The sequence below is a fragment of the Nocardiopsis oceanisediminis genome, from assembly GCF_048595525.1.
Classification (GTDB): Bacteria; Actinomycetota; Actinomycetes; order Streptosporangiales; family Streptosporangiaceae; genus Nocardiopsis_A; species Nocardiopsis_A oceanisediminis.
In genome coordinates, this window is the sequence record NZ_JAFMZJ010000001.1 from 4,198,578 (window position 1) to 4,222,922 (window position 24,345).

General features: G+C 73.2%; 26 protein-coding genes. 18 read left to right on the plus strand and 8 right to left on the minus strand.

What is annotated here, in order from left to right; translation table 11 throughout:
* The first annotated feature begins 43 nt into the window (after nt 1–43).
* The 14 genes from asnB to J0910_RS18795 all read left to right on the plus strand — a co-directional run bounded on the left by asnB (nt 44) and on the right by J0910_RS18795 (nt 13,588).
* Nucleotides 44–1,885: an asparagine synthase (glutamine-hydrolyzing) gene (asnB, locus tag J0910_RS18730; RefSeq protein ID WP_420159832.1), complete on the plus strand. Its 1,842-nt coding sequence runs from the start codon at nt 44–46 to the stop codon at nt 1,883–1,885.
* Between the two features lie 288 nt (nt 1,886–2,173).
* On the plus strand, nt 2,174–3,454 hold the full coding sequence (locus J0910_RS18735; RefSeq protein WP_420159833.1) for an MFS transporter: 1,281 nt from the start codon (nt 2,174–2,176) through the stop codon (nt 3,452–3,454).
* A gap of 601 nt (nt 3,455–4,055) precedes the next feature.
* Entirely contained in the window at nt 4,056–4,955 is a 900-nt protein-coding gene (locus J0910_RS18740) for a diiron oxygenase (RefSeq protein ID WP_420162019.1), read from the plus strand.
* A 15-nt stretch (nt 4,956–4,970) separates the two neighbouring features.
* Nucleotides 4,971–5,792, plus strand: a complete 822-nt coding sequence (locus tag J0910_RS18745; RefSeq protein ID WP_420159834.1) for a class-II aminoacyl-tRNA synthetase family protein — start codon at nt 4,971–4,973, stop codon at nt 5,790–5,792.
* 6 nt (nt 5,793–5,798) lie between these two features.
* On the plus strand, nt 5,799–6,212 hold the full coding sequence (locus J0910_RS18750; protein WP_420159835.1) for a holo-ACP synthase: 414 nt from the start codon (nt 5,799–5,801) through the stop codon (nt 6,210–6,212).
* An 82-nt stretch (nt 6,213–6,294) separates the two neighbouring features.
* Complete coding sequence (locus J0910_RS18755) at nt 6,295–6,558, plus strand: acyl carrier protein (RefSeq protein ID WP_420159836.1); 264 nt, start codon at nt 6,295–6,297, stop codon at nt 6,556–6,558.
* Nucleotides 6,559–6,577: 19 nt separating this feature from the next.
* Nucleotides 6,578–7,432, plus strand: coding sequence for a class I SAM-dependent methyltransferase (locus J0910_RS18760; RefSeq protein WP_420159837.1), 855 nt, complete (start codon nt 6,578–6,580; stop codon nt 7,430–7,432).
* Complete coding sequence (locus J0910_RS18765) at nt 7,429–8,397, plus strand: 3-oxoacyl-[acyl-carrier-protein] synthase III C-terminal domain-containing protein (RefSeq protein ID WP_420159838.1); 969 nt, start codon at nt 7,429–7,431, stop codon at nt 8,395–8,397. Before J0910_RS18760 ends, J0910_RS18765 begins: the two co-directional genes overlap by 4 nt.
* On the plus strand, nt 8,394–9,761 hold the full coding sequence (locus J0910_RS18770; protein ID WP_420159839.1) for a preATP grasp domain-containing protein: 1,368 nt from the start codon (nt 8,394–8,396) through the stop codon (nt 9,759–9,761). Before J0910_RS18765 ends, J0910_RS18770 begins: the two co-directional genes overlap by 4 nt.
* Complete coding sequence (locus J0910_RS18775; RefSeq protein ID WP_420159840.1) at nt 9,758–11,125, plus strand: type III PLP-dependent enzyme; 1,368 nt, start codon at nt 9,758–9,760, stop codon at nt 11,123–11,125. The genes J0910_RS18770 and J0910_RS18775 overlap by 4 nt, the downstream gene beginning before the upstream one ends.
* A gap of 111 nt (nt 11,126–11,236) precedes the next feature.
* The gene (locus J0910_RS18780) at nt 11,237–11,509 is read left to right on the plus strand and encodes an acyl carrier protein (RefSeq protein WP_420159841.1); all 273 of its coding nucleotides are present in this window, start codon (nt 11,237–11,239) and stop codon (nt 11,507–11,509) included.
* A 10-nt stretch (nt 11,510–11,519) separates the two neighbouring features.
* A complete protein-coding gene (locus tag J0910_RS18785; protein WP_420159842.1) occupies nt 11,520–12,326 on the plus strand; it encodes a hypothetical protein in 807 nt (268 codons plus the stop codon).
* A 6-nt stretch (nt 12,327–12,332) separates the two neighbouring features.
* On the plus strand, nt 12,333–12,890 hold the full coding sequence (locus J0910_RS18790; protein ID WP_420159843.1) for a holo-ACP synthase: 558 nt from the start codon (nt 12,333–12,335) through the stop codon (nt 12,888–12,890).
* The gene (locus tag J0910_RS18795) at nt 12,842–13,588 is read left to right on the plus strand and encodes a thioesterase II family protein (RefSeq protein WP_420159844.1); all 747 of its coding nucleotides are present in this window, start codon (nt 12,842–12,844) and stop codon (nt 13,586–13,588) included. Before J0910_RS18790 ends, J0910_RS18795 begins: the two co-directional genes overlap by 49 nt.
* A gap of 48 nt (nt 13,589–13,636) precedes the next feature.
* Here J0910_RS18795 and J0910_RS18800 read toward each other — a convergent pair whose 3' ends face one another.
* From J0910_RS18800 to J0910_RS18810, 3 genes are all read right to left on the minus strand, one after another.
* Nucleotides 13,637–14,296, minus strand: a complete 660-nt coding sequence (locus tag J0910_RS18800; protein WP_420159845.1) for a pyridoxamine 5'-phosphate oxidase family protein — start codon at nt 14,294–14,296, stop codon at nt 13,637–13,639.
* Complete coding sequence (locus tag J0910_RS18805; protein WP_420159846.1) at nt 14,293–14,949, minus strand: TetR/AcrR family transcriptional regulator; 657 nt, start codon at nt 14,947–14,949, stop codon at nt 14,293–14,295. Before J0910_RS18805 ends, J0910_RS18800 begins: the two co-directional genes overlap by 4 nt.
* 285 nt (nt 14,950–15,234) lie before the next feature.
* The gene (locus tag J0910_RS18810; RefSeq protein WP_420159847.1) at nt 15,235–15,708 is read right to left on the minus strand and encodes an Lrp/AsnC family transcriptional regulator; all 474 of its coding nucleotides are present in this window, start codon (nt 15,706–15,708) and stop codon (nt 15,235–15,237) included.
* Nucleotides 15,709–15,837: 129 nt separating this feature from the next.
* Between J0910_RS18810 and J0910_RS18815 the strand changes: the two genes are divergently transcribed.
* Entirely contained in the window at nt 15,838–16,335 is a 498-nt protein-coding gene (locus J0910_RS18815; protein ID WP_420159848.1) for a DUF2000 domain-containing protein, read from the plus strand.
* Between the two features lie 239 nt (nt 16,336–16,574).
* Here J0910_RS18815 and J0910_RS18820 read toward each other — a convergent pair whose 3' ends face one another.
* Nucleotides 16,575–17,834 carry an FAD-dependent monooxygenase gene (locus J0910_RS18820; protein ID WP_420159849.1) on the minus strand — a complete coding sequence of 420 codons (1,260 nt, stop codon included), beginning with the start codon at nt 17,832–17,834 and terminating at the stop codon, nt 16,575–16,577.
* Between the two features lie 180 nt (nt 17,835–18,014).
* On the opposite strand from J0910_RS18820, the gene J0910_RS18825 reads away from it, so the two are divergent.
* The 3 genes from J0910_RS18825 to J0910_RS18835 all read left to right on the plus strand — a co-directional run bounded on the left by J0910_RS18825 (nt 18,015) and on the right by J0910_RS18835 (nt 21,675).
* Complete coding sequence (locus J0910_RS18825; RefSeq protein WP_420159850.1) at nt 18,015–18,791, plus strand: IclR family transcriptional regulator; 777 nt, start codon at nt 18,015–18,017, stop codon at nt 18,789–18,791.
* Between the two features lie 467 nt (nt 18,792–19,258).
* Nucleotides 19,259–20,563 (plus strand): PucR family transcriptional regulator, encoded by a 1,305-nt coding sequence (locus J0910_RS18830; protein WP_420159851.1) that lies wholly within the window; start codon nt 19,259–19,261, stop codon nt 20,561–20,563.
* A gap of 140 nt (nt 20,564–20,703) precedes the next feature.
* Nucleotides 20,704–21,675, plus strand: a complete 972-nt coding sequence (locus J0910_RS18835) for a helix-turn-helix transcriptional regulator (protein ID WP_420159852.1) — start codon at nt 20,704–20,706, stop codon at nt 21,673–21,675.
* A 117-nt stretch (nt 21,676–21,792) separates the two neighbouring features.
* Here the strand turns inward: J0910_RS18835 and J0910_RS18840 are convergent, their stop codons facing one another.
* The 4 genes from J0910_RS18840 to J0910_RS18855 form a co-directional block, all read right to left on the minus strand.
* Nucleotides 21,793–22,593: a hypothetical protein gene (locus J0910_RS18840; RefSeq protein WP_420159853.1), complete on the minus strand. Its 801-nt coding sequence runs from the start codon at nt 22,591–22,593 to the stop codon at nt 21,793–21,795.
* A gap of 22 nt (nt 22,594–22,615) precedes the next feature.
* Entirely contained in the window at nt 22,616–23,266 is a 651-nt protein-coding gene (locus J0910_RS18845; protein ID WP_420159854.1) for a M15 family metallopeptidase, read from the minus strand.
* Nucleotides 23,266–23,817 carry a hypothetical protein gene (locus J0910_RS18850; RefSeq protein ID WP_420159855.1) on the minus strand — a complete coding sequence of 184 codons (552 nt, stop codon included), beginning with the start codon at nt 23,815–23,817 and terminating at the stop codon, nt 23,266–23,268. Before J0910_RS18850 ends, J0910_RS18845 begins: the two co-directional genes overlap by 1 nt.
* 81 nt (nt 23,818–23,898) lie before the next feature.
* On the minus strand, nt 23,899–24,288 hold the full coding sequence (locus tag J0910_RS18855; RefSeq protein WP_420159856.1) for a hypothetical protein: 390 nt from the start codon (nt 24,286–24,288) through the stop codon (nt 23,899–23,901).
* Between the last annotated feature and the right edge of the window lie 57 nt (nt 24,289–24,345).

The window sequence follows — 24,345 nt, forward strand, 5'->3', positions numbered from 1 at the left end:
CACTCCGCGGAGCCGCTCACCCCCCCTGCCCTGAGGAGTACGCATGTGTGGCATCGCCGGCTGGGTGGACTTCCACCGAGACGTCCGCACCGAGACCCCGGTGCTCGACCGGATGACCGAGACGATGGCCTGCCGCGGGCCGGACGACGCCGGTACGTGGGCCGACGCCCGCGCGGCGCTCGGCCACCGGCGGCTGTCCGTCATCGACCTCGAAGGCGGCCGCCAGCCGATGGCCGCGGACGAGGACGGCCGCCCCCTCTCCTGCCTGACCTACAGCGGAGAGGTCTACAACTTCCAAGAGCTCCGCACCGAACTGGCCGCGCGCGGGCACCGGTTCCGCACCCGCAGCGACACCGAGGTCGTCCTCCGCGGCCACCTGGAATGGGGCGAGGGCCTCGTCGACCGCCTGAACGGGATGTTCGCCTACGCGCTCTGGGACGCCCGCCGGCAGGAGCTGCTCCTGGTCCGCGACCGGATGGGCATCAAGCCCCTGTACTACTTCCCGCTGAGCGGCGGGGCCGTGTTCGGCTCCGAGCCCAAGGCCCTGCTCGCCCACCCGGAGGTTCCCCGCCGGATCGACGCGGACGGCATGCGCGAGGTCCTGGAGATGGTGAAGACGCCGGAGCAGGCGGTCTTCGCCGGCATGCGCGAGGTGCGCCCCGGGCAGATCGTCCGCATCCGGCGGGAGGGCATCACCCGGCGCACCTACTGGGCGCTGGAGGCGCGCGAGCACACCGACGACCTGCGGACCACCATCGCGGCGGTGCGCTCGCTCCTGGAGGACATCGTCGACCGGCAGCTCGTCGCCGACGTACCGGTGTGCTCGCTGCTCTCAGGCGGGCTGGACTCCTCCGCGATCACGGCCCTGGCCGCCAGGCGCCTCGGCTCCGAGCCCGTCCGCTCGTTCTCGGTCGACTTCGCCGACCACGGCACGGGCTTCCGCGAGGACTCGATCCACGGCTCCCCGGACACCCCCTTCGCCCGCGACCTGGTGCGCCACGTCGGCTCCGAGCACAGCGAGATCATCCTGGACAGCGGCGAGCTCGCCGACCGGGAGCTGCGCGCCGCGGTGCTCCGCGCCGCGGACCTCCCCCCGACCTACTGGGGCGACATGTGGCCGTCGCTGTACCGGCTGTTCCAGGAGATCAGGAAGGAGTCCACGGTCGCCCTCTCCGGGGAGTCGGCCGACGAGGTCTTCGGCGGGTACCCCTGGTTCCACACCCCGGAGGCCCTGAAGGCCGACACCTTCCCGTGGCTCGCCGCACCCACCAGGGCGCTGTTCGACGGGAAGGGCCTGTTCTCCCCGTCCCTGCTGGAGAAGCTCGACATGCCCGGCTTCCTCCGCGACAGCCACGCGCAGGCGATGGCCGAGGCCCCGGTGCTGCCCGGGGAAGGCGGGCGCGAGCGCCTGATGCGCCGCCTCACCTACCTCAACCTGACCCGGTTCAACCAGGCGCTCCTGGACCGGAAGGACCGGATGAGCATGGCGGTGGGCCTGGAGGTGCGAGTGCCCTTCTGCGACCACCGGCTGGTGGAGTACGCCTACAACGTCCCCTGGGAGATGAAGTCCTTCGACGGGCAGGAGAAGAGCCTGCTCCGCGCGGCCGTGTCGGACCTGCTCCCGGATTCGGTCCTGAAGCGGGTGAAGAGCCCCTACCCCACCACCCAGGACCCCGGCTACGAGGGCGCTCTGCGGGCGGAGGCCGCGGCGGTGCTGGAGGATCCGGACGCGCCCGTGCTCCCCCTGCTGGACACCGCCGCGGTACGGGCCCTGCTGGACACGCCCCTGGGCGACACCAGCCGCAAGTACGACAGGATGAACCTGGAGACGGTACTCGGCCTGAACGGCTGGCTCTCGGCCTACTCGGTCTCCATCGAGCTCTGATCCCCGCCGGCCGGGGCCTTCCCGCCCCGCCTCCGCCCGGCTCCGAGGCTCCGCCGGGCGGCCGCCCGAACCCCCGCCGCATCCGCCCGCTCACCCCTTGACACAGAACGGAACCGATCAGTACCGTTCTTGCCGAGTGGAAACGGTACCGATCGGTTCCGTTTCGGCGGACGCGGACCGGTCGGCACAAGGACGGCCCCCGGCAGCCTCCTCGGAGCTCCGCATCGAACACCTGACGACCGACACCGCCGGCCGAAGAGGCCGGCCAGGGAAAGGAACGGGTAGCGAATGCTCGGAGACCGATCCGCTCCGGATTCAGCGGCCCAGGCGCGGTCGCGGTGGAGCGTCCTGATACTGGCGTTCGGCACCTTCGCCATCGGCACCTGCGAATTCGTGCTCGCCGGCCTGCTCCCGCAGCTCTCCGCCTCACTCGACGTCACGGTGCCCACGGCCGGCCAGGTCGTCACCGTGTTCGCGCTGACCTGCGCGGTACTGGCCCCGGTCCTGGCCACTGCGACCGCCGGACTCCCCCGGCGGCGAGTGCTGCTCGCCGCGGCCGCCATCTACCTCATCGGCAATGCCGGCACCGCGCTCGCCCCCGATTTCACCGTGCTGCTCATCGCCCAGATGGTGGCGGCGGCGGGGGCCGGCCTGTTCATCCCGACCGCTTCGGTGACCGCGTCGGCCCTGGTCGCCCCGGAATGGCGCGGGCGCGCCATCGCCCTCGTCACCACCGGCCTGACCGCCGCGACGGCGCTCGGAGCCCCCATCGGCACCGTCCTGGGCGGGCTGTTCGGCTGGCGCAGCGCGGTGCTCTTCGTCGCCGCCCTGGCCCTGCTCGCCATGGCGGGGCTGGCCGCGCTGGTGCCCAAGAACGTGAACGCCCCCGCCCCCGAGACGCTGCGCGCCCGGCTCACCCCCCTGGCCGACCGCAGGGTGGTGATGATCCTGGTGACCACCCTGCTCGCGTTCACCGCCGTCTACATCCCCTACACCTACATCTCGGCCGTGTTCGCCCCGGCCACCGGGGGCGACAGCGTCCGCCTCGCCGTCCTGATGTCGCTGGTCGGCATCGTCGGCACGCTCGCCAACTACGTCGCGGGCTCGCTGGCCGACCGCATCGGCAGCCGGCGCGTCGTGGCGGGCGCCCTGGTCTGGCTGGCCGCCGCCCTGCTCCTCATCCCGCTGGCGACCGCGCTGTACCCCGCGGCGGTGCTCATGGTGGTCCTCTACGGCTTCGCCGCATTCGCGATCACCGCTCCGCAGCAGCACCGGCTCATCACCCTGAAGCCCGAGTCCGCATCCGTCCTGATCTCCTTGAACGCCGCGATCCTCTACCTCGGCATCACGATGTCGGGCGTGCTGGGCGGCGCCGGGATCGTGCTGGTCGGGGCCGGGAAACTGACCCTCATCGCCGCCGGCATCGCCCTCGCCGCCCTGCTCATGTCCGAACTCGCCCACGCCGCCGCCCGGCGCCGCGCGCCCCGGGCGGGCGGCGAGAGCGGTGAGGACGGCGGAGAAGCCCTCGAGCGGCCGGAAGCCCCTGCCCCCGGCCCCCGGCCCGTTTAGGCGGCGGTCCCGGCCGCGCCGCGGCCGGGACCGCCGCCCCCGCAGGGCGGGCATGCGTGCGGCCCCCGATCCGCGGATCGGGGGCCGCACGCATGCCCGCTCCCCCTCATCCGCACCGGGAAAATGGGCAAGGCATTTCCTTCGGCTGACTTCCCGGTCCGGTTAATGACAGGCGTCCCCACGCGGAACTCACCGCGAAGACCCGCGGTCGGCAATGGCACCGAGAAGGGATCCGCCCTTTCGAGTCAGAAGATTCCGGAATTGTCAACAGAATGGCCTTACCCGGCCTCGGTATCGCGGAATGCGACCGCGCGGGAATCCGGTCCCCCTTCGCCCCCGCCCCCCTTTTGATCATCTTCGACTTGACCTGCACGCAGGCGATGCACATCCCTGAATTTTGCAGTGCAAACAGATCCGAGCCCTCACACCGAGTGATGATGCCTGCTCGAAGAGGTCTTTACTTTCCTCGCCCACCCGCGTAAAAAGAACACGGCTGTGCGGGACATCGATCCACCGGGTTTGCCCTGACGCAAGCCCGCAAAAGTGTTCCCGCCCCGGTCGGACAAAGGTCACCCGAGTGATACGGAGATCATCTGTCATGGTGAGCAGGTTGATCGATGAGAGCGAGCGGCTGAAGAGCATCCTGGAGCGCCTGAACGAGAAGTCCATCGAGGACTACTACAACCCGTACCGCGTATTCGAATGGCCCGATGAGCTTCCCGGGGAAATGTGGTGGATGACCCCCGAGCTGACCACGACCCACGGGACACCGGTCGCCGATGAGCTGCCGGCCGAACAGCTCTACGCCCTCTCCCGCTATGAAAGCGTTAATTTCTACAGCCTCAACGTCCACGGAATCCGCGAACTGCTGATCGAGGTCACGAAGCGCATCCACACGGCGGACTTCCGAACCCCCTCGGAATTCTTCCACCACTTCATCGGCGAAGAGAACGAGCACATGTGGTTCTTCGCCGAGTTCTGCCTCCGCTACGGCGGAAAGATATACACGCAGCCGCGTGGCGGAGCGGAGACCATTCCGCCGAGCAACGCCGAGAGCCTTCTCGTGTTCTGCCGAATCCTGATCTTCGAGGAACTCGTCGACCACTTCAATTCGAAAATGGCCCTGGACCGGGATCTGCACGAAACGATCCGCCAGGTCAACCGGATCCACCACCAGGACGAGTCGCGGCACATCGCCTTCGGCCGAGAACTCGTCTCCGTCCTCTTCGATGACTTCAAGAAGACCGCGACCGAAGAGGAGATCTCCCAGGTCAGCGACTACTTGAAGCGATACATGGCGTTCAGCTTCGAATCGCTGTACAGCCCTCAAGTCTACCGTGACGCCGGAATCAAGAACCCGCTCGAGGTCCGGCGCCGGCTACTGAGCGACCCCAGAAGGAAAGAATTCGAGCAGCAGGTCTTCCGAAAGACGTTCTCCTTCCTGACCAAGACCGGCCTGCTCGGCGACCGCGACCTGTCCTCCTTTTCAGCAAGCAACTGAAAACCCGGAGAGATCATGGTGAACAGAATATCGAACGGCCTTGCGATCTTCGACCCCGACCATACGGAACTGCTCCGGGAACTGGACGCGGCTTTCGCCGGCTGGGCGGCCGAAGCAGGGGCGGACCAGATATCGGTCCCTCCGGTGTACCCGGTCGAGGACCTGGAGAAGTTCGATGTCTACGACAATTTCCCCCACCTGGCCCTGGTCGCCGGCGCGCTCGCCGACCCGGAGCGGGACAGGCCCGAAGGGCACCGCCTTCCCCCCGACCGACTGGCCGGAGCCCACCTGGGCCTGCCCACCGCCGCCTGCTTCGGCGCCTACCTCTACTTCGAGAACCGGCGGATCCCGCCGTCGACCCTGGTCACCCTGGTCAACCGCTGCTTCCGCAACGAGGAGTACTTCGACGGGCTGCGCAGGCTGCTCGGCTTCCAGATGCGGGAGGTGGTCGCGCTCGGCGACTCCGAGCACGTCTCCGAGGTCCTGGCCGGCTTCACCGGGCGCATCGCCGCGTTCCTCGACGCGCTGGACCTGGAGTACGGCTCCGCCGCCGCGACCGACCCCTTCTTCGACCGCGAGGGCGGGCGCGCGGTACTGCAGCGGCTCCAGGAGGTCAAGCGGGAGTTCATCGTCGACGACCTGGCCATCGCCTCGGTCAACACCCACCGGAACTTCTTCGGGGAGCGGTGCGGGATCACCGCCGGCGACGGCGGGAACGCCTTCACCGGCTGCGTCGCCTTCGGGCTCGAACGCTGGGTGAGCGTGCTCCTCACCCGGTACGGGAGCGCGGAGAAGGCGGCCGGGGCGGTCCGGTCCGCTTCCCCGGGGCCGGGGTGAGCCCCGATGCGGAGCAGAGTGGGGGTGGACCTCGTCCCGCTGGCCAGGGTCCGGCGGATGCTGGACGGCGGCGAAAGGACCGCCCTGGAGCGCATGGTCCGCCCGGACGAACTCGACGAATGCCGGCGCGAGGGGCTGATCGACGTGTCCGCGCTGGCCGGGCGCCTCGCCGCCAAGGAAGCCGTCTTCAAGCTCTTCCTCCGGGGGGACACCGTCCTTCCCTGGACCCTGATCAGGATCTCGGCGCCTGAACGCGCCTGGCCCGAGGTCGAACTGGAGGGGGCCGCCCGCGGCTATGCCCGCGACGCCGGGATCGACGGCCCCATCTCCGTGAGCATCACCCACGACGGCGACTACGCGATCGCGGTCGCCGCGGCCATGTCCGCTCCGGCCGAAGAGAGCCCGCAGCGGATCGCCTAGCCCTTCCCCCGCTCGCCCGGGCCCCGGCCGGCGCGGCCGAGAGCCGCGGGCGGGCTCCCCCCCGCCTCCGAGGAGGACCGACATGCCCGAATCCCCGACCACGGCGTTCGACGAGGTCACCGACTGGGTTCTCGCGAGGAACCCGGAGCGCGAGAGCGTGGGCGCAGACGAGGACCTGGTCGAGAACCGGCTCGTCGACTCCCTCTCCTTCGTCGAGTTCATCTTCACCATCGAGCAGGCCGCCGGCACGGAGATCCCGATGGACACCCTCGACCTCGACGACCTGCGGACCCTGAACAGCATCAGGAAGACCTTCTTCGATGGCCGCGACCCCGCGACCGGCTGAGGACCAGCGAAGGACGGACATGGAAGAGATCTCGTACACCGCCCAGTGGACGGCCGCCGCGCGGGCGCTCGAATCCGAGCGCCCGGAGGGCCGCCTGATCACGGACGAATACGCACGCGGACTCGCCGCCCCCCGCGGGTTCGAGCTGCTGGAGCGCTACAAGGGTGCGGGGGTGGCGGAGTTCATCGCCGTCAGGACCCGCTATATGGACGACTCGGTGACCCGGGCGCTGGCCGGCGGGGGCATCCGCCAGGTCGCCATGGTCGCCAGCGGCATGGACACCCGTCCCTACCGGCTGGACTGGCCGGAGGGGGCCGCGGTCTACGAAATCGACCACGGCGCGCTGCTCGACGAGAAGCGCCGGCGGCTGCGCGGCATCGCCCCCGACCCGGCGGTGCGGACCGTTCCCGTCGCCGCGGACCTCGCGGAGGACTGGCGCACGCCGCTGGCCGAGGCCGGGTTCGACGCCTCCCTGCCGACCCTGTGGGTGGCGGAGGGCCTGCTGTTCTTCCTCACCGAGGAGCAGGCGGCGGGCCTGCTATCGGACCTGGCCCGGGAATCGGCGCCCGGGTCCCTGCTGGCCACCGACATGACGAGCGCATCGCTGCTGAAGCATCCGATGACCCGGCCGTTCCTCGCCGCCCTGGCGGACGACGGCACACCGTGGCGGTTCGGGACCGACGACCCCGCCGGGTTCCTGGCCCGCTGCGGCTGGACGCTGCGCGACCTCAAGCAGCCGGGGGAGCCCGGTGCCGGGGAAGGGCGGTGGCCTTACCCGCCGCCGCCCCGGGACGCCCGGGGGGCGCCGCGGAACTGGCTGGTCCGCGCCTCCCTGGCGGCGCCCGCACCGAACGGGCAGGAGGTCCCGCGGTGACCGCGACCGCCACCATCGAGCGGATCGAGTCGGGCCTGCCCTCCTCCCGGGTGAAGATCGACGACCTGGCCGGGCGGCTGGGCCTCCGGCCCACCGAGATCGGCGTCTTCCGCAAGATCTACGGGCTGGACGAGCTGCGCTACGAACCGGGGGGCGGCCTGCTCGACCTCGTCCTGCCGCCCGCCCGCCGCGCCCTGGAGGCGCTGCCCGCGGGCCGGCGCGTCGACTACGTCGTCTTCGCGCACACCATGCAGATGCTCACCCCGCCCGGGATCGACGCCGCGCCGCTCATCCGCGACGCGCTGGGGCTGCACGGCGCCGAGGCGTTCGCCGTCAACCAGCAGGCCTGCGTGAGCAGCATGGGGGCGATCGACATCACCGCCGAGCTGATGCGCGCCGACCGCGGCCGGCGCGCCCCCGGCGGCTACGGCCTCATGGTCACCGGCGAACGCGCCTACTCCCCCCGGATCCAGCTCATCCCGCACAGCGCCATCATGGCCGAAGCCGCCGCGGCCTGCCTGTTCACCCTCGACGGGCCCGGCGACCCGGTGCTGTCCTACGTCGACCGGGTGCGCGGAGAGTTCGCCGACGGCCTGCTGATGAGCGACGACCAGATCAAGCGGTTCGGGGCCGCATACGCACCGGAGCTGGCCGACGTGATCCGCGCGGCGGTGGCCGAGGCGGGCCTGGAGCCGGCCGAAGTCGACCTGGTCATCCCGCACAACGTCAACACGATCTCCTGGCGGCACGTGATCAAGGAGCTCGAGATCCCGCCCGAGCGGGTGTTCCTGGACAACGTCCCCCGGCTGAGCCACTGCTACTCCTCGGACGTCTTCGTCAACTACACGACGCTCCGCGACGCGGGGCGGCTGAAGGCCGGGCGCCCCTACGTCCTGGCCTCCGTCGGCCTCGGCGCCACCTTCGGCGCCATGGTGGTCAGGCGGTCCGGAACGGGGGCGGCATGAGCGGCTCCGCGACCTCCACCGCCGCGCTCAAGGAAGCCCTCGTCGGCGACCGCGACGCGGAGTTCGTCTGGCTCTGCAACTTCGAGGTGGAGCATGAGTGGGCGCGGGGCCTCCCCGGGCTGCCCGCCGCGCAGGGCGCCGCCGCGCCCGTCGTGCAGCGCATGGAGCAGCTCGGCTCCCTGCTGTCCGACCCCGGGGACCACCTCCTCCTCGGGGCCCCGCTGGACCCCGGCCACCGCCGCTACCTCGAGGAGGCCGGGCTCACCCCCGCGCAGGAGATCCGCGTCGACGGCGCGGACACGGCGCGGGCGGTGCTCGATTCCCCCGCGGTACTGCGGCGGCTGCGCGAACTGGCCGACCGGGGCGCCTACCTGATGCCGATGGGGATGTCCCGGAGCATCGCGGAGATCGCCGCGGCGACCGGCCTCAAACCCGCCGCTCCGGACGCCGACACCGCCCGGCGGGTGAACAGCAAGACCTACAGCAGGGCGCTGGTCGACGAGCTCGGGCTGCGGGCCGTTCCGGGCCGCAGCTGCACCACCGCGGACGGGCTCCGGTCGGCGCTGCTCGGTGATACGGCCGAGGACCCGCCGGTCATCGTCAAGGACGCCTACGGGGTGTCCGGCAAGGGCCTGCTGGTCGTCGACTCGCGGAAGCGGGCCGAGGGCCTGGTGCGGATGGTGGAGCGCAGAGCCGCCCGCACCGGCGACCCGGCCGTGCACGTCGTCGTCGAGCGGTTCCTCCCCAAACGGTTCGACCTCAACTACCAGTTCACCATCGACCGCGCCGGACGCACCCGGCTCGACTTCGTCAAGCGGGCGCTCACCTCCGGCGGCGTCCACCAGGGGCACCTGGTCCCCGCCGGGCTGAGCTGCTCGCACATCGAGGAGATCGGCCGCGCCGCCGAGCTGCTCGGCGGCCGGCTGCACGCCGACGGCTTCTTCGGCGCCGTGGGGGTCGACGCGCTGCTCGGCGCGGACGGCCTGCTGTACCCGGTGCTGGAGATCAACGCGCGGTTGAACATGTCGAGCTACCAGGGCCGGGCGATGGAGCGCTTCCACCGCCCCGGCTCCAGGGCGCTGGCCAAGCACTACGCCCTGCGCCCGCGCCGCCCCATCGGGTTCGCCGAGCTGACGGAGGCGCTGGGCGGCCTGGCCGCGCCGCCGGAGGACGGCCACGGCGCACTCATCGCCTGCTTCGGGACGCTGAACGTCCGCGGCGGGGGGCGGGGCGATTCCGCCCGCCCCGCCGAGGGGCGCCTGTACACGATCCTGTTCGCCCCGGACGGCGAGCGGCTCGCGGAGCTGGACCGGCGCTTCGCCGAGCGGATCGACCGACTCACCGACCAGGAGGCCGGCGGATGACCCGTGAGCACACGCCCCGCGAGGAGGCGGCGGGAGGAACCCCCGCCGCGGAGGAATGGCGGGTCCAGGGCGTCCCGGCGAGCGAGCTCGCCCGCGCGTTCGGCACCCCCCTGTTCGTCTACGACGCGGATGTGCTGGAGGCCGCCTACACCGGCCTCCGCGACCGCCTCGACCCGGCGATCGACATCCTCTATTCGCTGAAGGCCAACCCGAACGTGAGCGTCTGCTCCTACCTCGCCTCGCTGGGGGCGGGCGCGGAGGTCTCCTCGGCGGCGGAGCTGCGCACCGCCCTGTGGGCCGGCGTCCCCCCGGAGCGCATCCTCTACCTGGGCCCCGGCAAGACCCGGCGCGAACTCGAGGAGTGCGCACGGGCCGGGCTGGGCGCCGTGGTCTGCGAATCCCTGGAGGAGCTCCGCGAACTCGACGGGATCGCCGCCGGGCTCGGAGACCGGGAGGTGCCGGTACTGCTCCGCGTCAACCCGGAGTTCCACACCAAGGGCTCGGGACTGGCGATGGGCGGCAAGCCCCGGCAGTTCGGCATCGACGCGGAGGCCCTGCGCGCCGCCGGGGGGCTGATCGCCGGGCTGCGCCGCGCCCGTGTGCAGGGGTTCCACGTCTACATGGGCACGCGGTTCCTCAACGCCGGAGACATCGTGCACAACACCGGGCGGATCCTCGGCACCGTGGCCGAACTGGCCGAGGCCCTGGGCATCGGGCTGAGAACGGTGGACTTCGGAGGCGGGTTCGGCGTCGCCTACTTCGACAACGAGACCGACCCGGACCTCGACGCGCTCACGTCGGGGATCAACCGGGCCGCCCGGGACTTCCTCCGGGACCACCCCGGCTGCCGGCTCATCAACGAGCTGGGCCGCTACCTGACCGCGACTTGCGGCACCTACATGGTGCGGGCGCTCTACGTGAAGGAGTCCATGGGGGAGCGGTTCGTGGTGGCCGACGGAGGGACCAACCACCACATGGCCGCCGTCGGCGTCGGCAGCTTCGTCAAGCGCAACTTCCCCATGCGGGTGCTGAGCCCCCGGCGCCCCGGCGAAACCGGCGCGTACACCGTCACCGGCCCCCTCTGCACGCCCAACGACGTCCTGGGCAAGCGCGTCGTGCTCCCTCCCGTCGCCCCCGGGGACCTGCTCGGGGTCGAGCGCTCGGGCGCCTACGGGCCGAGCGCCTCGCCGGGGCTCTTCCTGAGCCACGGCTTCCCGGGCGAGGTCCTGGTGCACGACGGCACCCCTCACCTGGTCCGCGTCCCCGACGGCGAGGGCGACCTGCTCGCCCGGCAGCGGCTGGTCGACTTCGCCGCCGGAGCGGAGCGGACCGCGGACCCGCTGGAGGAGGCCGCCCGTGGCTGACCCCGGCCGCGCAGGCGGCCGAAGCCCGGGGGCGGCGCGCATCGGCCGCGTCCGGCGCCCGCGAACACCGGAGCCCCGGTTCCGGACACCCACCGCTCTGAGGAGTCGCGCATGACCCGCGAAGAGATCGTCACCGCCGTCAGGAACGCCCTGGGCGCGGTCCTGGAACGCGAGGTTCCGGAGGCCACCGGGGAGACCCGGCTCTTCGACGAACTGCACCTGGACTCCACGTCCGTGCTCGAACTGCTGATGGCCCTCGAGGACTCCACCGGGATCGAGGTGGACCCGGAGGACATCGACATGGACGACTTCGCCACGGTGCACACGCTCGCGTCCTACCTGGAATCGCAGGGCGCCGCCCGATCCGCCGCCGAGCGCGGGTGAGGTGGTGGAGGTGCCTTCGCTGACGTCCGCCTGCGCGGTGGTCTCCCCGGAGGGGGAGACCGCCCCGGGCATCGATGAACTGACCGATTTCTACCGCGACCTCGCCGCGCCGTTCGGCACCGCCGTCGACGCGGAGCGGGTCCGCGCCGGGACCCGCGTCTCGCACCGGGACCTCGCCGACCGGCTCGCCTCGGCGCGGGACCCGCACCCCCCGCCGGGGCTGATCGTCCTCACCCACGCCCTGCCCGACCTGCACCCGTTCACGGCCGTCGCCCCCCGTCTCGACGCCCTGCTGGGCGGCGGCGCCACCGCCTTCGGGATCTCGCAGCAGGGGGTGTCCGGACCGTTCACCGCGCTGCGCCTGGTCGATCGCTTCCAGCGGTCGGGGCGGTGCACGACCGCCGCCGTGGCGGTGCTGGAGCAGTCGACGATGCCCTCCCCCCACCCCCATGCGCCGGCGGGCGGGCTCGTCGACTCGGGGGTGCTCCTGGAGTTCGGCGCCGGCGGCGGGCCGGTACTGGGCGCCGTCGAGGAGTTCGCCCCGTCGGAGCGGCCCGGTCCGCGGCTGGCCGCGCTCGCCGCCGAGTCCCCGGAGGGGACGCTGCTCGTGCTCGGCCCCGGGGTCGACGACGGCGGGAGCGGAACCGCCGACCGGGTGCGCGCCCGGGCGGACACCCACTGCACCGGGATCTGGCTCGCGCTGGCGGAGAACCTGTCCGCCTGGGCGGAGGAGTACCGCACGGTGCTGCTGTGCGACCGGGACCCCGGGTCGGGGCACGGCCACCTCGCGGTGTTCCGCTCCTCCGCCGAGGACTGAGCGCCGGTGGTCCGGATCGGCGTCGATGTCCTGGGCGTCGGAGAACTGGACGGCCTGCTCCAGCGCGACTGGTTCCGCCGCTACGCCTACTCCGGGGCCGAGCTGGCCGAAGCCCGCGGGCACGGCGCCGAGCGCGCCCGCGAGTTCCTCGCCGGCCGGTTCGCCTGCAAGGAATCGGTGGCGAAGGTGCTCGGCTCCGGGTTCGCCGGCGGGATGCGCCCCGGTCACGTGTCCGTCCTGCGCGGCCCCTCGGGGGCTCCGGAGGTCCGCTTGACCGGCCCCGCCGCAGAACGGGCGGCCGCTCTGGGGCTCACCGGGGTCCAGGCGTCCATCGCGCACAAGCGCGGGCTGGTGGTGGCGGTCGCGCTGGGGGTCGCCGGCGGCGCCCGCCCGGGGCCGCCCCTGTCCGCACCCGGCCTGCGCGCGCTGACCGCGGAGGTCGCCCTCCGGGCGGAGGCCCGGTCGGCGCCGCCGGCCGGGCTCGGGACCGACCACGACGACGAGAGGAGAGCGACATGGCGGAGATCCCCGCCGATCGGCCGGACCTCTGGATCCGGTGCCTGAAACCGGAGGCGGAGCCGCGGGCCCGGGTCCTGTTCTGCCCGCACGCCGGCGCGTCCGCCGACGCCTTCACCGCGCTGGCCCGGCGGCTCGCGCCCGGCGTCGAGGGGCTGGCGGCCCAGTACCCGGGACGGCGCGACCGGAAGAGGGAGCCGGCCGTGCGCGACGTCCGGGAGATCGCCGCGGCGCTCGCCGCGGCGGTGCGGCCGCGGGCGGGCCGGCGGCCACTGGTCGTGTTCGGGCACAGCCTGGGGGCGGCCGTGGCCTTCGAAACGGCCCTGGGCCTGAGCGGCGGTGCCGGCGGGCTCGCCCGGCTGGTGGTGTCCGGCCGGCCCGCCCCCGCCGACGGCCTGGGGCTCGCCCCTCCCGCCGGCGACGGCGACATCCTCGCCGAGCTGCGCAGGACCGGCGCCGTTCCGCCGCGGATGCTGGACCGCCCCGCCTTCCGCGAGTCGATCCTGTCGGTGCTCCGGCACGACTTCCACGCCAATGCGGCGTACCGGTGCCCGCCGGGCGAGCAGGTCCCCGTGCCCATCACCTTCCTGCTCTCCTCTGACGACCCCTACGTCGATGGCGAGCGCGCCGCGATGTGGGCGAAGCACACCGCGTCGGAGTTCCGCGTCGCGGCCTTCCCCGGAGGGCACGATTTCCTGTTCGACCACCCCGGGGCCGTTCTGGAAGAGGTCCAGGCGGGTCTGTAGGCGCGGGGCCGTACGGGGGGCGCCGGGGCGGGCCCGGCGCCCCCCGGCTCAGCCGGCGGGGTCGGCCGCTCCCCGGCCGCCGTCGGCTTCGAGCGCCTTGCGCAGCGCCGCCACTTCGAATTCCAGCGCCGCCTTGTCGCTGCGCAGGGACCTGATCTCGTTCAGGAGCGGTTCCAGGTCGGCGCGGGTGAACCGCTGCGGGATGTGCTGAGCGCAGTTCCAGCTGTAGGCCTCGACCCCGATGACCACCAGGCGCTCGACCCGGCCGTCGGTCCGCCGGGCGCACACCCGCTCCGCCAGCGCGGGCTCCTCGTCCAAGGAGCGGACCGCGGCGCGCCCGAAGACCTTGAGGCGGGTCTGCGCCGGATAGTCCATGAAGAACAGCGAGACGCGGTCGTTGGCGCGGAGGTTGCCGTTGGAGATGTACTGGCGGTTGCCGCGCACGTCGGCGTAGGCCAGGGTGCCCTCGTCGACGACGTGGACGAATCCGGGGGGACCGCCGCGGAACTGCACGTAGGGCCAGCCCGTTTCGCCGGCCGTGGCGAAGTAGAAGCCGTCCCGCTCGGCGATGAACGCGGCCTCGTGCGGCCCGAGGGGGTCGGGCTCCTCGCCGCCGAACGCCGGCCGGCCCGCCGCTCTGCGGCCGCCCTCCTCCGCTTGGACCTCGCGCACCGCTTCGGTGAACGCGATCTGCGCGTAGCGCCTCATTCGGAACCGCCCCTCCTGCCGCCGTGCCGGTCCGCCCCCGCGGCCGGGCGGGCCGGAGCCGGGGGCGGCTCCGGCCGCTCCCGCGCCGCCGGGGCCTCCTCGACGCCGGGCGGCCGTTCCATCAGCCCCCGGGCGATCTCCTTGGAGTCCCGGGCGGGAGAGGGGTCCCGTTCGCGCAGGGCGGTGACCGTGGCCCCGTCCATGAGCATCATGAACCGCTGCGCCATCGCCTCATGCCCGCTGACGCCGGCCTCCTTCAGCAGGCCGTCCAGGAAGGCGATCACCAGGTGCTTGTGCCGGACCGCGACCTGGTAGGCCCGGGATTCCGGGTCCGCCACCTCCACCATTGCGTTGATCGAGGCGCAGCCGCGGAACTCCGGGGCCGCGAACTGCGCGCCGAGCGCATCGAAGACCGCGAGCGGGTCCCCGGACTGCGCCTGCACCGCCTCTTCGAGCATGTCCCGCCAGCGGCGGTCGTACCGTTCGATGATCTCTACGACGAGATCGTCCTTGCTGGTGAAGTGGCGGTAGAAGGAGGCCCGGCCGACCCCTGAGACGGACAGCAGCCGGTCTACGCCGACGGCGTGGATCCCATCGCTGTAGAAGAGCTTCTCCGCGGCGGCGACCAGGCGTTCGCGAGCGTGCGTCGGCATGGCCCCACCCTAGCAACGCGAACCCCATAACGGAACCGGTCAGTACCGTTCTTCGGAGGCGCCCCCTGCGGCTGCGCGGGCGGCCTGCCGCTTCCCCCGGCGTCAGCACGGGGGCGATGGCGGTCCGGCGGGTCCGGGGCGAGGCGGGCCTGGGGCCGCGGGGTCGCGGGGTCGAATCCCGCCGTCCCGACGCAGTGCAGAGGGAGGATCCGGCTCTTCCGGGTCCCCTTCTCCGTGTTCGGCCGGGGTGGAGGGGCTCCGCTCTCCCGGCCGGGCCCCGCCCCGTCAGCGTCCTTCGGGGCGGACCGGCTCCACCGCCGGGGCCCTGCGGTGCTCGTAGACCACGCTGGTCTCGACGTCGGCGACCTCGGGGCGCTGGGTCAGCCGGTCGATGACGAAGGCGTACAGGCCGTCGGTGTCGGCCACCGCGACGTGCAGCAGGAAGTCCTGCCGCCCCGACGTGACGAACAGCCCCACCGTCTCGGGCAGCCGCGACACCCACTCCCGGAAGGCCTCGATGTTGCGGCGCGAGGGCGGCCGGATCCGCACCGAGATCATCGCCTGGACCGAGCGCCCCAGCCGCCCCAGGTCGACGTCGGCGCGGTACCCGCGGATGACGCCCTTCTCCCGCAGCGCCCGCACCCGCTCCAGCGACGTCGACGGGGCGACGCCCGCCGCGGCGGCGAGGTCGCGGTTGGTCTGCCGAGCATTCTTCTGCAGCTCCCGCAGAATCAGCCGGTCGAGTTCGTCCAGGTCCACCGAAACCGCCCCTCCGTCGAACTTCGTTCGCCACCGCTTTCGCCATGGCGCATGTTCCTCTAGCGTCGTGCCGGTCCGGCACAGGATATTCGCCGATCTTCCGCCATCCGCACACCAGAGGGGACCACCATGCCCGACCGCCCCACCGCGACCGCCCCCGCGCCGCCCCGCTTCGAGTTCGCGCCGGAGGACATCCGCCCCGACCTGCCCACCCGGGAGAACCGGATCAAGTGGGTGATGCTCATCGACCCGGCCCTGGGCCCCGGCCTGGCCGCCAACACCGCCGGCTGCCTGGCCGCCGCCGTCGGCAAGGAGCTCCCCGCCATCATCGGCCCGGGAGCCGAGGACGCCTCCGGCGCGGACCACCCGGGGCTGCCCTGGACCGGGTGCAGCGTCCTCGCCGCCGACCCCGCCACGCTGCGCGCCGTGCGGGAGAAGGCGCGCACCAAAGCGGGGGTGCACGTCGTGGACATGCCCCGCTCCGCCCAGGCCAGCAGCGTCTACACGCACTACGTGGAGACCCTCGCCGACATCGGCGCCGAGGAGATCGAGTACCAGGGCATCAGCCTGATCGGCCCGCGCAACAAGATCGCCAAGCTCACCGGCCGCCTCCCCCTGCTGACCTGACGGGAGGCACCGAGGCGGCGCACCGCGGGCAGGGCGGCCGCCGGGTCCGCGAGGTGTCCGCCGAGCGGCGCGGCGCCCCCGGAGGGGGGTGCGCTCCCGGCCGTCCGCCGCCCGTCCGCCCGCCGCCGCCCGGCGAAGGGGGGCCGGGGAACCCGGTTCCCCGTTCCGTGTCCGGTCGGCCGCGGAGGGGCTTCACGCCCCCGCTCCCTCCGCCGCCGGTCGCGGCGGGCGGCCACGGTTCAGGCGGGCCGGGCGGGCGGCCCGGGCTCTGCCGGGGAGAGGGGGATCGGGGTGAACATCTCGGGCTCCTCGTCCGGGAAGAGCGCGGTGGGGCCGTACAGCCAGTCGGTGAAGGAGTAGTCGTAGGTGTCGCGGGCGCGCAGCAGGGTGTTGCGCCGCTCGCGGGCGGGGCCGCCGAGGTGCCACAGCTCGCCCCAGGCGCGGGAGGCGGTCAGCACCCGGCGGCAGTGCTCGGGGCGGACGGCCTCGTAGGCGGCGAGCGCGGCGTCCCAGTCGACGGCGCCGCCCGCGGCGCGGTTGCGGGCGGCGTGCTCGCCCAGTACCCAGCCGTCCTCGACGGCCATGACCGCGCCCTGCGCGATGTACTGCAGCGGCGGGTGCGCGGCGTCGCCGAGCAGCACGATCCGGCCGTGCACCCAGTCCATGACCGGGTCGCGGTCGAACATCCGCCACCGCCGGTCCCGCCGCATGAACGGCAGGCCGTCCCGGACGGAGCCGCAGGTCCCGGCGAAGGCGGCGTCGAGCTCGCCGGGCCCGCCCCGGTCCTCCTCCCCGGCCAGAGCCGCGGGCGACTCGAAGACCGCGACCTGGTTGAGCAGTTCGCCGCCGCGCAGGCCGTAGTGGACGAAGTGGCAGCCGGGCCCGACGTGCACCGCGACCTCGCGGGGGTCGGCGGCGCGCGCCCGCGGGTGCCCGGCGGGGACGGTGCCGCGGTAGGCGACGTAGGCCGAGGAGACGGGCCGGTCGCCGATGAGCAGCTCGCGGGCGGCGGAGTGCAGGCCGTCGGCCGCGATCACCAGCCCGGCCTCCAGACTCTCACCGGAGGCCAGGGTGACCCGGGCGCCGCCCGCGGTGTTCCCGTAGGAGTCCACCCGGGCGCCGGTGACCAGGTCGGCCCCGGCGCGCTCGCAGGCGCGCAGCAGCAGGCCGTGCAGGTCGCTGCGGTGGATCACCAGGTAGGGATGGCCGTAGCGGTTCCCCAGGTCCCCCAGGTCCAGCCGGGTCAGCGCGACGCCGTCGACGGCGTCGCGCATGACCATCGACGTGGGGAGGACGCCCAGGCGCTCCGCCTCCCGCAGGAGGCCGTAGTGGTCGAGGATGCGGGTGCAGTTGGGGGCGAGCTGGATGCCGGCGCCGGCCTCGCCGAAGGCCGGGGCGCGCTCCAGCAGGCGGACGCCCAGGCCCTGGCGGGCCAGCGCGAGCGCCGCGCCGAGCCCGCCGATGCCGCCGCCGGCGACGATCACATCGGGTCGGGACATGCCGCACTCCTCAGGGACTGCCGGGTAGGCGAACGGTCCGCCCGGGCCGTCCGGGCGCGGGCCGGGCGATCCGCGGCCGCCTCTTCGGCGGTGGAGGTCTCGGTCACGGAATCAGCGTGCACCGCGTCCGGTGAGAGAGCATCGGGATTCCGGAGAGCAGAACCAAGGGGGCCACGAGGCATGGGCAGACCGCTGAAGACGCCGCCGCCCTACCCGATCGCCGGCGTGGACCGCGCGCTGCGGGCGGCGGCCATCCTGCAGACGGAGGGCAGTGCGACGGTCTCGCAGATCGCCGACCGGCTGGGCATCGCCCGGTCCAGCGCCCACCGCCTCCTGGCGATGCTGGTCTACCGCGACTTCGCCGTGCAGGACGAGGACCGCCGCTACCGCGCGGGGCCGGTGCTGGAACCGGCGGCGCCCTCAGGGTCCCTGGTCCCCCGGCTGCGCGCGGCGGCCCTGCCGCACCTGCGGCGGATCGTCGACCTGCTCGGCGAGACCGCGAACCTGGCGGTGCGCACCGGGGACACCGCGCGGTTCATCGCGGGCGCCGAGTGCCGGCGGGCCCTGCGGGTCGGCTCCCGGGAGGGCATGGTGTTCCCGGCGCACCGCACCACGGCGGGGCTGCTCCTGCTCGCCGGGCTCTCCGCCGGGGAGCTGGAGGAGGTGTACGCCGCCGGGCGCTACCGCGACCGCCCGGCCGACCGGCCGGACCTCGCCCGCCTGCGCACGGAGCTGGACCGGCTGCGGCGCAGCGGGTTCGCCGTCAACAAGGAGCGGTCCGAGCGGGGCCTGACCGCCGTCGGCGTACCGGTGCGCGACCGCGACGGCACCGCGCTGGCCGGCCTCTCCGTGTCGATGCCCAGTGCGCGCTACGACCCGCACCGGCTCCGGTCCCTGGTCGCGGCCTTGAGCACCGCGGCGCGCGCCCTGGAGGGCGACCTGGCCGGGGACCGCTGATCCGCCTTCCCCTCCGGCGCCCCGGCCCCGCCGGAGGTCCTCGTGGGGCCGGCGCCGGGGGCGCCGGCCCGGTTCGGAGGAGGTCCAATGGAGACCCGGCCCGCACCCTCCCCTCAGCGGCCCCGCCGGGGGAGCGGGTCGAGCGGGTCCCGAAGGATTCCGTCCCGTCGGGGTCCTCCCCGCGGCGGGGCGATGCCGGCCCGGAGCGTCCGGGCGGACGCGGCGGCGGACGGCGCGCGCGGACACCGGCGGCGTCCGCGCGGCCCATGTCCGTTCCCGCTGCGGCGGCGGATATAGCGGATACACCGGAGCGAAACCGCTCTGCAGCGGGGGGTGGTGTCCCGCGCCACCCTCCGGTGGTGCCCCGGACCCCGTCGCCGGCGGAGGCCCCGATCCTGCGCGCGAGCGCAAAGTCCCTGCGCGGGAGGCCAAATGCGGACCGGTTCCGCCTGGATAGATTCCGAACCATGAGCCCCTCCCTGGTACACGCCCTCACGTGGCCCTCCGACGGAGCGGACCGGCGGCCGATGCTGTGGCTGCAGAACTGGCTGCACGGCCACGAGGCCGAACTGCGAGCCCGCATCCTCCGCCGGCTCCGCCCCGACGCGGCCGACTCCGAAGGCGCGGCGCGGCCCTCCGAGGCGCGCCGCGCCCAGCTCGTCACGCTCCACCTGCGCACGCTGGCGGAGTACGCCGGGCACCCGCGCGGCCCGGTGCCGGTCCCCTCCGACATCGAACGGCACGCCCGCTCCGCCGGAACGATGCCGGGTTCCACGCTCTCCCCGCTGCTCCACGAGGTCGAGACCGTCCAGTCGGAGGTCTGGCTCCAGCTCACGAAGTCGCTGCGGGACACCCGCCAGGGGCTGTCGGAGGCCGGGCGCACCGCGGTGCTGGAGCATGCGGCGGCGTTCCTCTCCGGCTACTTCCAGGCGGTGGCGCGGCGGATCGCGCTCGTCTACGCGGAGCGCTCCGCCGGGTCACCGGCGGCCGACCGGATCAGCGTCCACGACGTCCTGACCCGGCTGCTGTCCGGTGCGATCGACCAGGAACGCGCCGAATACCTCGTCGACTACGACTTCGGCACCCCGCACGCGGCCTTCGTCGTGTGGAGCGGCACCGCATCCGTGGAGGTGCTGGAGAAGGCCGCGGCGCGCCTGGTCGACCGCGCGGGCCCGCACCAGCAGATCAGCATGCGCGCCTCCGGCAACGCCGTGTTCACCTGGGTGTCCTGCGCCGAGTCGGACCTGCGCGCCGCGCTGGCCGGCCACCGGCTGCCGCACGGCGTGCACGCCGCCTGGGGCACCCGCCACGTCGGTGTGGAGGGGTTCCGCGCGACGCACCGCGAAGCCCTGGAGGCCCGCCGCATCCACGTGGCCGCCGGCCGGTCGGGGATGGTCTTCTTCGAGGACGTCGCCGTGGTCTCGCTGGCGTCCCGGGACCTCCGCGCGTGCAGCGACTTCGTCGAGCGGGAGATCGGCGCCGTCGCGCCGTCGGCCGACCCGTCGGGCCGCCTGCTGGAGACCCTGCGGATCTACCTCGACGAGCGGGCCAGCCCCACCCGCACGGGCCGCCGGCTCAACGTGCACCCCAACACCGTGGTCAAGCGGATCGCGCGCGTCGAGCGGCTCCTCGCCCGCCCCGTCGACCCGGCGAGCCTCACCCTGCGCCTCGCCGTGGAACTCGCCCCCCTCACCCGCCAGGCGGGGGCGGCGGCGGACCCCGCCGCCCCCGCGGACGGGGTTTCCGTCGAGGGCCTTCCGCAATACCCCTGAATCCTTTCGGTCCGTATACTGAACCGCCCGGCGCCGCGATCCGGCGCCGGCGCGAATTCCCGGGTGGCGAACCGATCACCCTGCGCTTCATCAGGAATGAATTGCGCGGACGACAGGACGAAAACCAGGGAACAGGACCGATGCCCACCGTCAGAACCGAGACCACGGCGACAGGCCACCTCGACATCGACGAGGCGTTCGAGACCTGGCATGAGCGCGTCAGTTTCTACCACCACGGCGTGGATTCCGTTTTCCCGGACGGCGTGCGGCGGTTCCAGAGCGACGCACTCCGCGTGTGGACCGACAACCACCAGGTCCTGAGCTGGCATTCCGATGGCGTACGCCACCAGAAGACCCAGCGCCACCTGCGCGAAGCGCCCACGGGCGACCCTTTCCTGCTCGTCTGCAGCTCGGGGACGCTCGTCGTCGAGCAGAGCGGAGAGCAGATCCTGCTGCGGAAAGGGCAGGCGTGCGTGTTCACCATGGCCCGGCCGTTCACGTTCGAGCAGCCGGAGCACTCCGGTGGGCTGGCGCTGTCGCTGGAGCGCCGCCCGCTGGAGACCACGCTGTTCGGGCGGCGGCCGCCGTGTCCGGTGGACCTCGGCACCGGGGTGGGCCGGATCGCCCACTCCATGGCGGCGGGCCTCATCGACCACGCTCCCGAGCTCACCCCCGACGAGTTCGACGCCGTGGCCGAGCGCACCACCGACCTGCTCTGCATGGCCCTGCGCGGGCAGAACGGCATGGCGGAGCCGGGCGGGCGGCTCGCCGAGATCGCCGCGGCGGCCCAGCGCCACGTGCGGCTGCACGCCGACGACCCCGGGCTGCGCGGCGAGACGCTCGCCGCTGACCTGGGCTGGTCGCTGCGGCAGGTGCAGCTGGCCCTGCAGACCGTCGGGACCACCCCGCGCCGGCTCATCAAGGACACCCGGTTGGCCCAGGCCCGGGAGCTGCTCACCGACCCGCGCAACACCTCGATGCCGGTGTCCGAGGTCGCCCGCCGCGTCGGCTTCATATCGGCCAGCACCTTCAGCGCGGCGTTCCGCGACCGCTACGGCGCCTCGCCGCGGCTGCTGCGCAGCGCCCGGGTGAACGCGGGAGACCCGGTGTGACGCCCCGGCCCCGTACCGCCGGCACCGGTGGCTCTCCGCCTCGCCGCGCGGCGCCCGGGTGAGCACCGCGGATCCTGGGGGCGAGGAGGCCCGCGCCGCGCCTCCGCTCCGGCCTCGTCAAACGATGCACCAGCCCGATTCCTCGACCGTGGTTCCGGGCCCGCTCGTGTATTCGATGCCGTTCCACGCTTCCTGTGTCACGTGGTAATCGACCCATCCCGGATAATATTCACACGTATAATATCTCAGCAGCCCCATTTGCTCGTTCCCCACGATCCTCAGGGCCTCCTCGCCCGGCATCGGCTCGCATGCCGATACGCCGTCGGCGATGACGTCGTTCCAGACGTTCGGGCAGCTGTATTCCGCCCATATCCAATCGGGGTCGGAGGCGTCCCCTTCCGAGTAGCACGGCGAATCGGTGAGCGGCCTCCCGTACAGTTCGCTCCCGATGTAGCAGTACTCGTAGCAGTCGGCGGAGCCGTCCTGCAGGCAGCGGGGATCGTTCGCTCCGGTGAGCGGCACCGTCTCCGCGACCGAATCCCACCCCTCGTCGCCGGGGCAGACCTGCGCACTCGTCTCCGGGTCCTGCAGGCAGTCCTCACTGATCGAGTCCTCCTCCTGCTCCCGCTGGTAATCGGAACCGTCGGCGAGGACCTCGGTGAGCGGCTCCTCCGTGGCGTGCACCGACCCCTGCAGCAGCGACGCGGCCAGCACCCCCGAACCCGCGAGCAGCACCATCCCCAGCAGCACCCAGGGAAGCTCGCTCATCCCCCGCGCCGCGATCCAGGGATCACCGGTGAAATTGGCGTGGATCATACGCCCGCCGATGATCAGCAGAGCCAGCACACCGACCAGGACCCCCAGACCCATCACATAACCGAGGACCTCTTCACTGCGCCCGATGAATTCGCCGCTCATCGCCCGCCTTCCACCGTTTCCGTCACACGCTCACACCGCTCTGGTACTCCCAGTGCCAGGGCTCTTCATTGGATCCGCCCTCGCGCATCTGCTCCGGCTGGAACCATCCGTAATTCGCGCTGTTCGCGTTGACCCAGTTGTACCGCTCGCCGCCGAAATGCATTCCGTCGATATCGACGGCGATTCCCAGCCCGTGGTTGCTCGTGCCCGGCCGCGCCGCCGCCGGGTAGCCGAGCCGGGAGTGGAGCTCCACCTGCTTGGCGTAGTCCCGGTAGGCGGCGTTGAGCGGCATCGGGTGTCCGAACTCCGCTTCGAAGGCGTCGTCCATCCGCAGGAAGGCCACCGCGGCGTCGGCGCGGAGGTACATTCCGGGCCGGTCCAGTCCGCACAGCACGTCGGTGGGGATGCGGCCGTTCTCGTAGCCCGCGGTCCGGTCGGCGCCGGTCGCATCGCACTCCCCGTACTGCTGCGGTCCGCTGTACCCGGCCTGCTCGACGGCGGCGCCCTCCGCGGCCCCGGGGCCCGCCATGCCGGTGGTCGCGGAGATGAGCACCGTCCCGGCGATCCCCGAGAGGGTGAGCATCCCGGCCGAGGCGGCGTACTCGGTCCGCGCCTCGCCGCGGTCGCCGCGGCGGCGCAGCCGGCGCCTCCATCCGCGCCCGATCCCGGGCATCACGCGGCGGCACCGCTTTCGGGCGCGGAGGAGGCCACGGTCCACTCCTCACCGCCTTCGAGGATGACGAGCACCTCGTGCACGCCGAGATCGACCTCGGCGCCGCCGTCCACCGGGACGCCGGCCAGGGCGACGGTGAAGTGCACCGAGTCGGCGAGGAGGGAGGAGACGGCGCGGATCTCCGCCGCCCCCTCGGTCTCCCGGCCCTCCCGGTCCAGGCGCTCGGCGCACGCGCCGATCGACTCCAGCACCGGGCCGTCCGGCACGTCGGCGAGCGCGGCGGCCGACCGGATCCGCTCGGCGTAGCGGCCCTCCGCCTCGCCGGGGCGGAACGTGCCGTAGGCATCGGCGTGCAGCAGGGCCGCCTCCGCGGCCTCCCGGTAGCCCTCCTCGCCGAGGGGGAGCACCTCCTCCAGGGAGGGGACGCGCTCGGCTCCCACCGCCTCCGCGGCGCTCTGCGGGGAGGCCCGGTCCAGCGCCAGCCGGCCGAAGCCGACGGCGCCGAGTGCCAGCAGGCCGAACACCGCGGCCACGATGGCGGTCGTACGCATGCGCTCTCCTCCTTCTGGACGGGGCGGCTTCCGGGCGGGCCGCGGCCGGCCCTTCTCGGCCGCGCCGCCGCGGGACGGCGGTCATCCCGGTGTCGGCATCGCCTTCCTTCCGCGCCCGCGCAGCCCGACGGATTCGGCGCCGAACGCCTGGGCCGACCCTTCACCCGAGACCGCGCCGGCGATCGCGCCGAGCAGCCCGAGGGGCTGGACCGCGCCGATCGCGGAGAGCGCGCTTCCCAGGCCCGAGGCCGCGAGCCCGAGCCCGCCCATGGCGAGCCTCCCCAGCGCCCCGGGGGCCGCCCTGAGCAGCCCCATCGCGCTGCCTCCGAGGAACTTCAGCGCCTTCCCGCCGGCCCGCAGGGCGAAACGCCCGGCGGAGCGGAGCAGCGCCCTTCCGCCGGTGCGCAGGGCGATGCCCCCGCCCACGCGCAGCGCGATCCCCGCTCCGGCCGCGATCAGAGGGGCAGCCATCGCCGATCACCGTCCTTTCCCGTTCTGCTCGTTCTCGGATACCGCCCCCGCCGCCGG

Bases quoted from the DNA above. Each gene is read 5' to 3' on its own strand.
- J0910_RS18770 (WP_420159839.1), top strand. From the start codon at position 8,394: ATGAGCGGCTCCGCGACCTCCACCGCCGCGCTCAAGGAAGCCCTCGTC.
- J0910_RS18795 (WP_420159844.1), top strand. From the start codon at position 12,842: ATGGCGGAGATCCCCGCCGATCGGCCGGACCTCTGGATCCGGTGCCTG.
- J0910_RS18850 (WP_420159855.1), bottom strand. From the start codon at position 23,817: ATGCGTACGACCGCCATCGTGGCCGCGGTGTTCGGCCTGCTGGCACTC.
- J0910_RS18815 (WP_420159848.1), top strand. From the start codon at position 15,838: ATGCCCGACCGCCCCACCGCGACCGCCCCCGCGCCGCCCCGCTTCGAG.
- J0910_RS18735 (WP_420159833.1), top strand. From the start codon at position 2,174: ATGCTCGGAGACCGATCCGCTCCGGATTCAGCGGCCCAGGCGCGGTCG.
- J0910_RS18855 (WP_420159856.1), bottom strand. From the start codon at position 24,288: ATGGCTGCCCCTCTGATCGCGGCCGGAGCGGGGATCGCGCTGCGCGTG.
- J0910_RS18780 (WP_420159841.1), top strand. From the start codon at position 11,237: ATGACCCGCGAAGAGATCGTCACCGCCGTCAGGAACGCCCTGGGCGCG.
- J0910_RS18835 (WP_420159852.1), top strand. From the start codon at position 20,704: ATGCCCACCGTCAGAACCGAGACCACGGCGACAGGCCACCTCGACATC.
- J0910_RS18800 (WP_420159845.1), bottom strand. From the start codon at position 14,296: ATGAGGCGCTACGCGCAGATCGCGTTCACCGAAGCGGTGCGCGAGGTC.
- J0910_RS18820 (WP_420159849.1), bottom strand. From the start codon at position 17,834: ATGTCCCGACCCGATGTGATCGTCGCCGGCGGCGGCATCGGCGGGCTC.
- J0910_RS18845 (WP_420159854.1), bottom strand. From the start codon at position 23,266: ATGCCCGGGATCGGGCGCGGATGGAGGCGCCGGCTGCGCCGCCGCGGC.
- J0910_RS18805 (WP_420159846.1), bottom strand. From the start codon at position 14,949: ATGCCGACGCACGCTCGCGAACGCCTGGTCGCCGCCGCGGAGAAGCTC.
- J0910_RS18750 (WP_420159835.1), top strand. From the start codon at position 5,799: ATGCGGAGCAGAGTGGGGGTGGACCTCGTCCCGCTGGCCAGGGTCCGG.
- J0910_RS18840 (WP_420159853.1), bottom strand. From the start codon at position 22,593: ATGAGCGGCGAATTCATCGGGCGCAGTGAAGAGGTCCTCGGTTATGTG.
- J0910_RS18775 (WP_420159840.1), top strand. From the start codon at position 9,758: ATGACCCGTGAGCACACGCCCCGCGAGGAGGCGGCGGGAGGAACCCCC.
- J0910_RS18830 (WP_420159851.1), top strand. From the start codon at position 19,259: ATGAGCCCCTCCCTGGTACACGCCCTCACGTGGCCCTCCGACGGAGCG.
- J0910_RS18745 (WP_420159834.1), top strand. From the start codon at position 4,971: ATGGTGAACAGAATATCGAACGGCCTTGCGATCTTCGACCCCGACCAT.
- J0910_RS18825 (WP_420159850.1), top strand. From the start codon at position 18,015: ATGGGCAGACCGCTGAAGACGCCGCCGCCCTACCCGATCGCCGGCGTG.
- J0910_RS18755 (WP_420159836.1), top strand. From the start codon at position 6,295: ATGCCCGAATCCCCGACCACGGCGTTCGACGAGGTCACCGACTGGGTT.
- asnB (WP_420159832.1), top strand. From the start codon at position 44: ATGTGTGGCATCGCCGGCTGGGTGGACTTCCACCGAGACGTCCGCACC.
- J0910_RS18760 (WP_420159837.1), top strand. From the start codon at position 6,578: ATGGAAGAGATCTCGTACACCGCCCAGTGGACGGCCGCCGCGCGGGCG.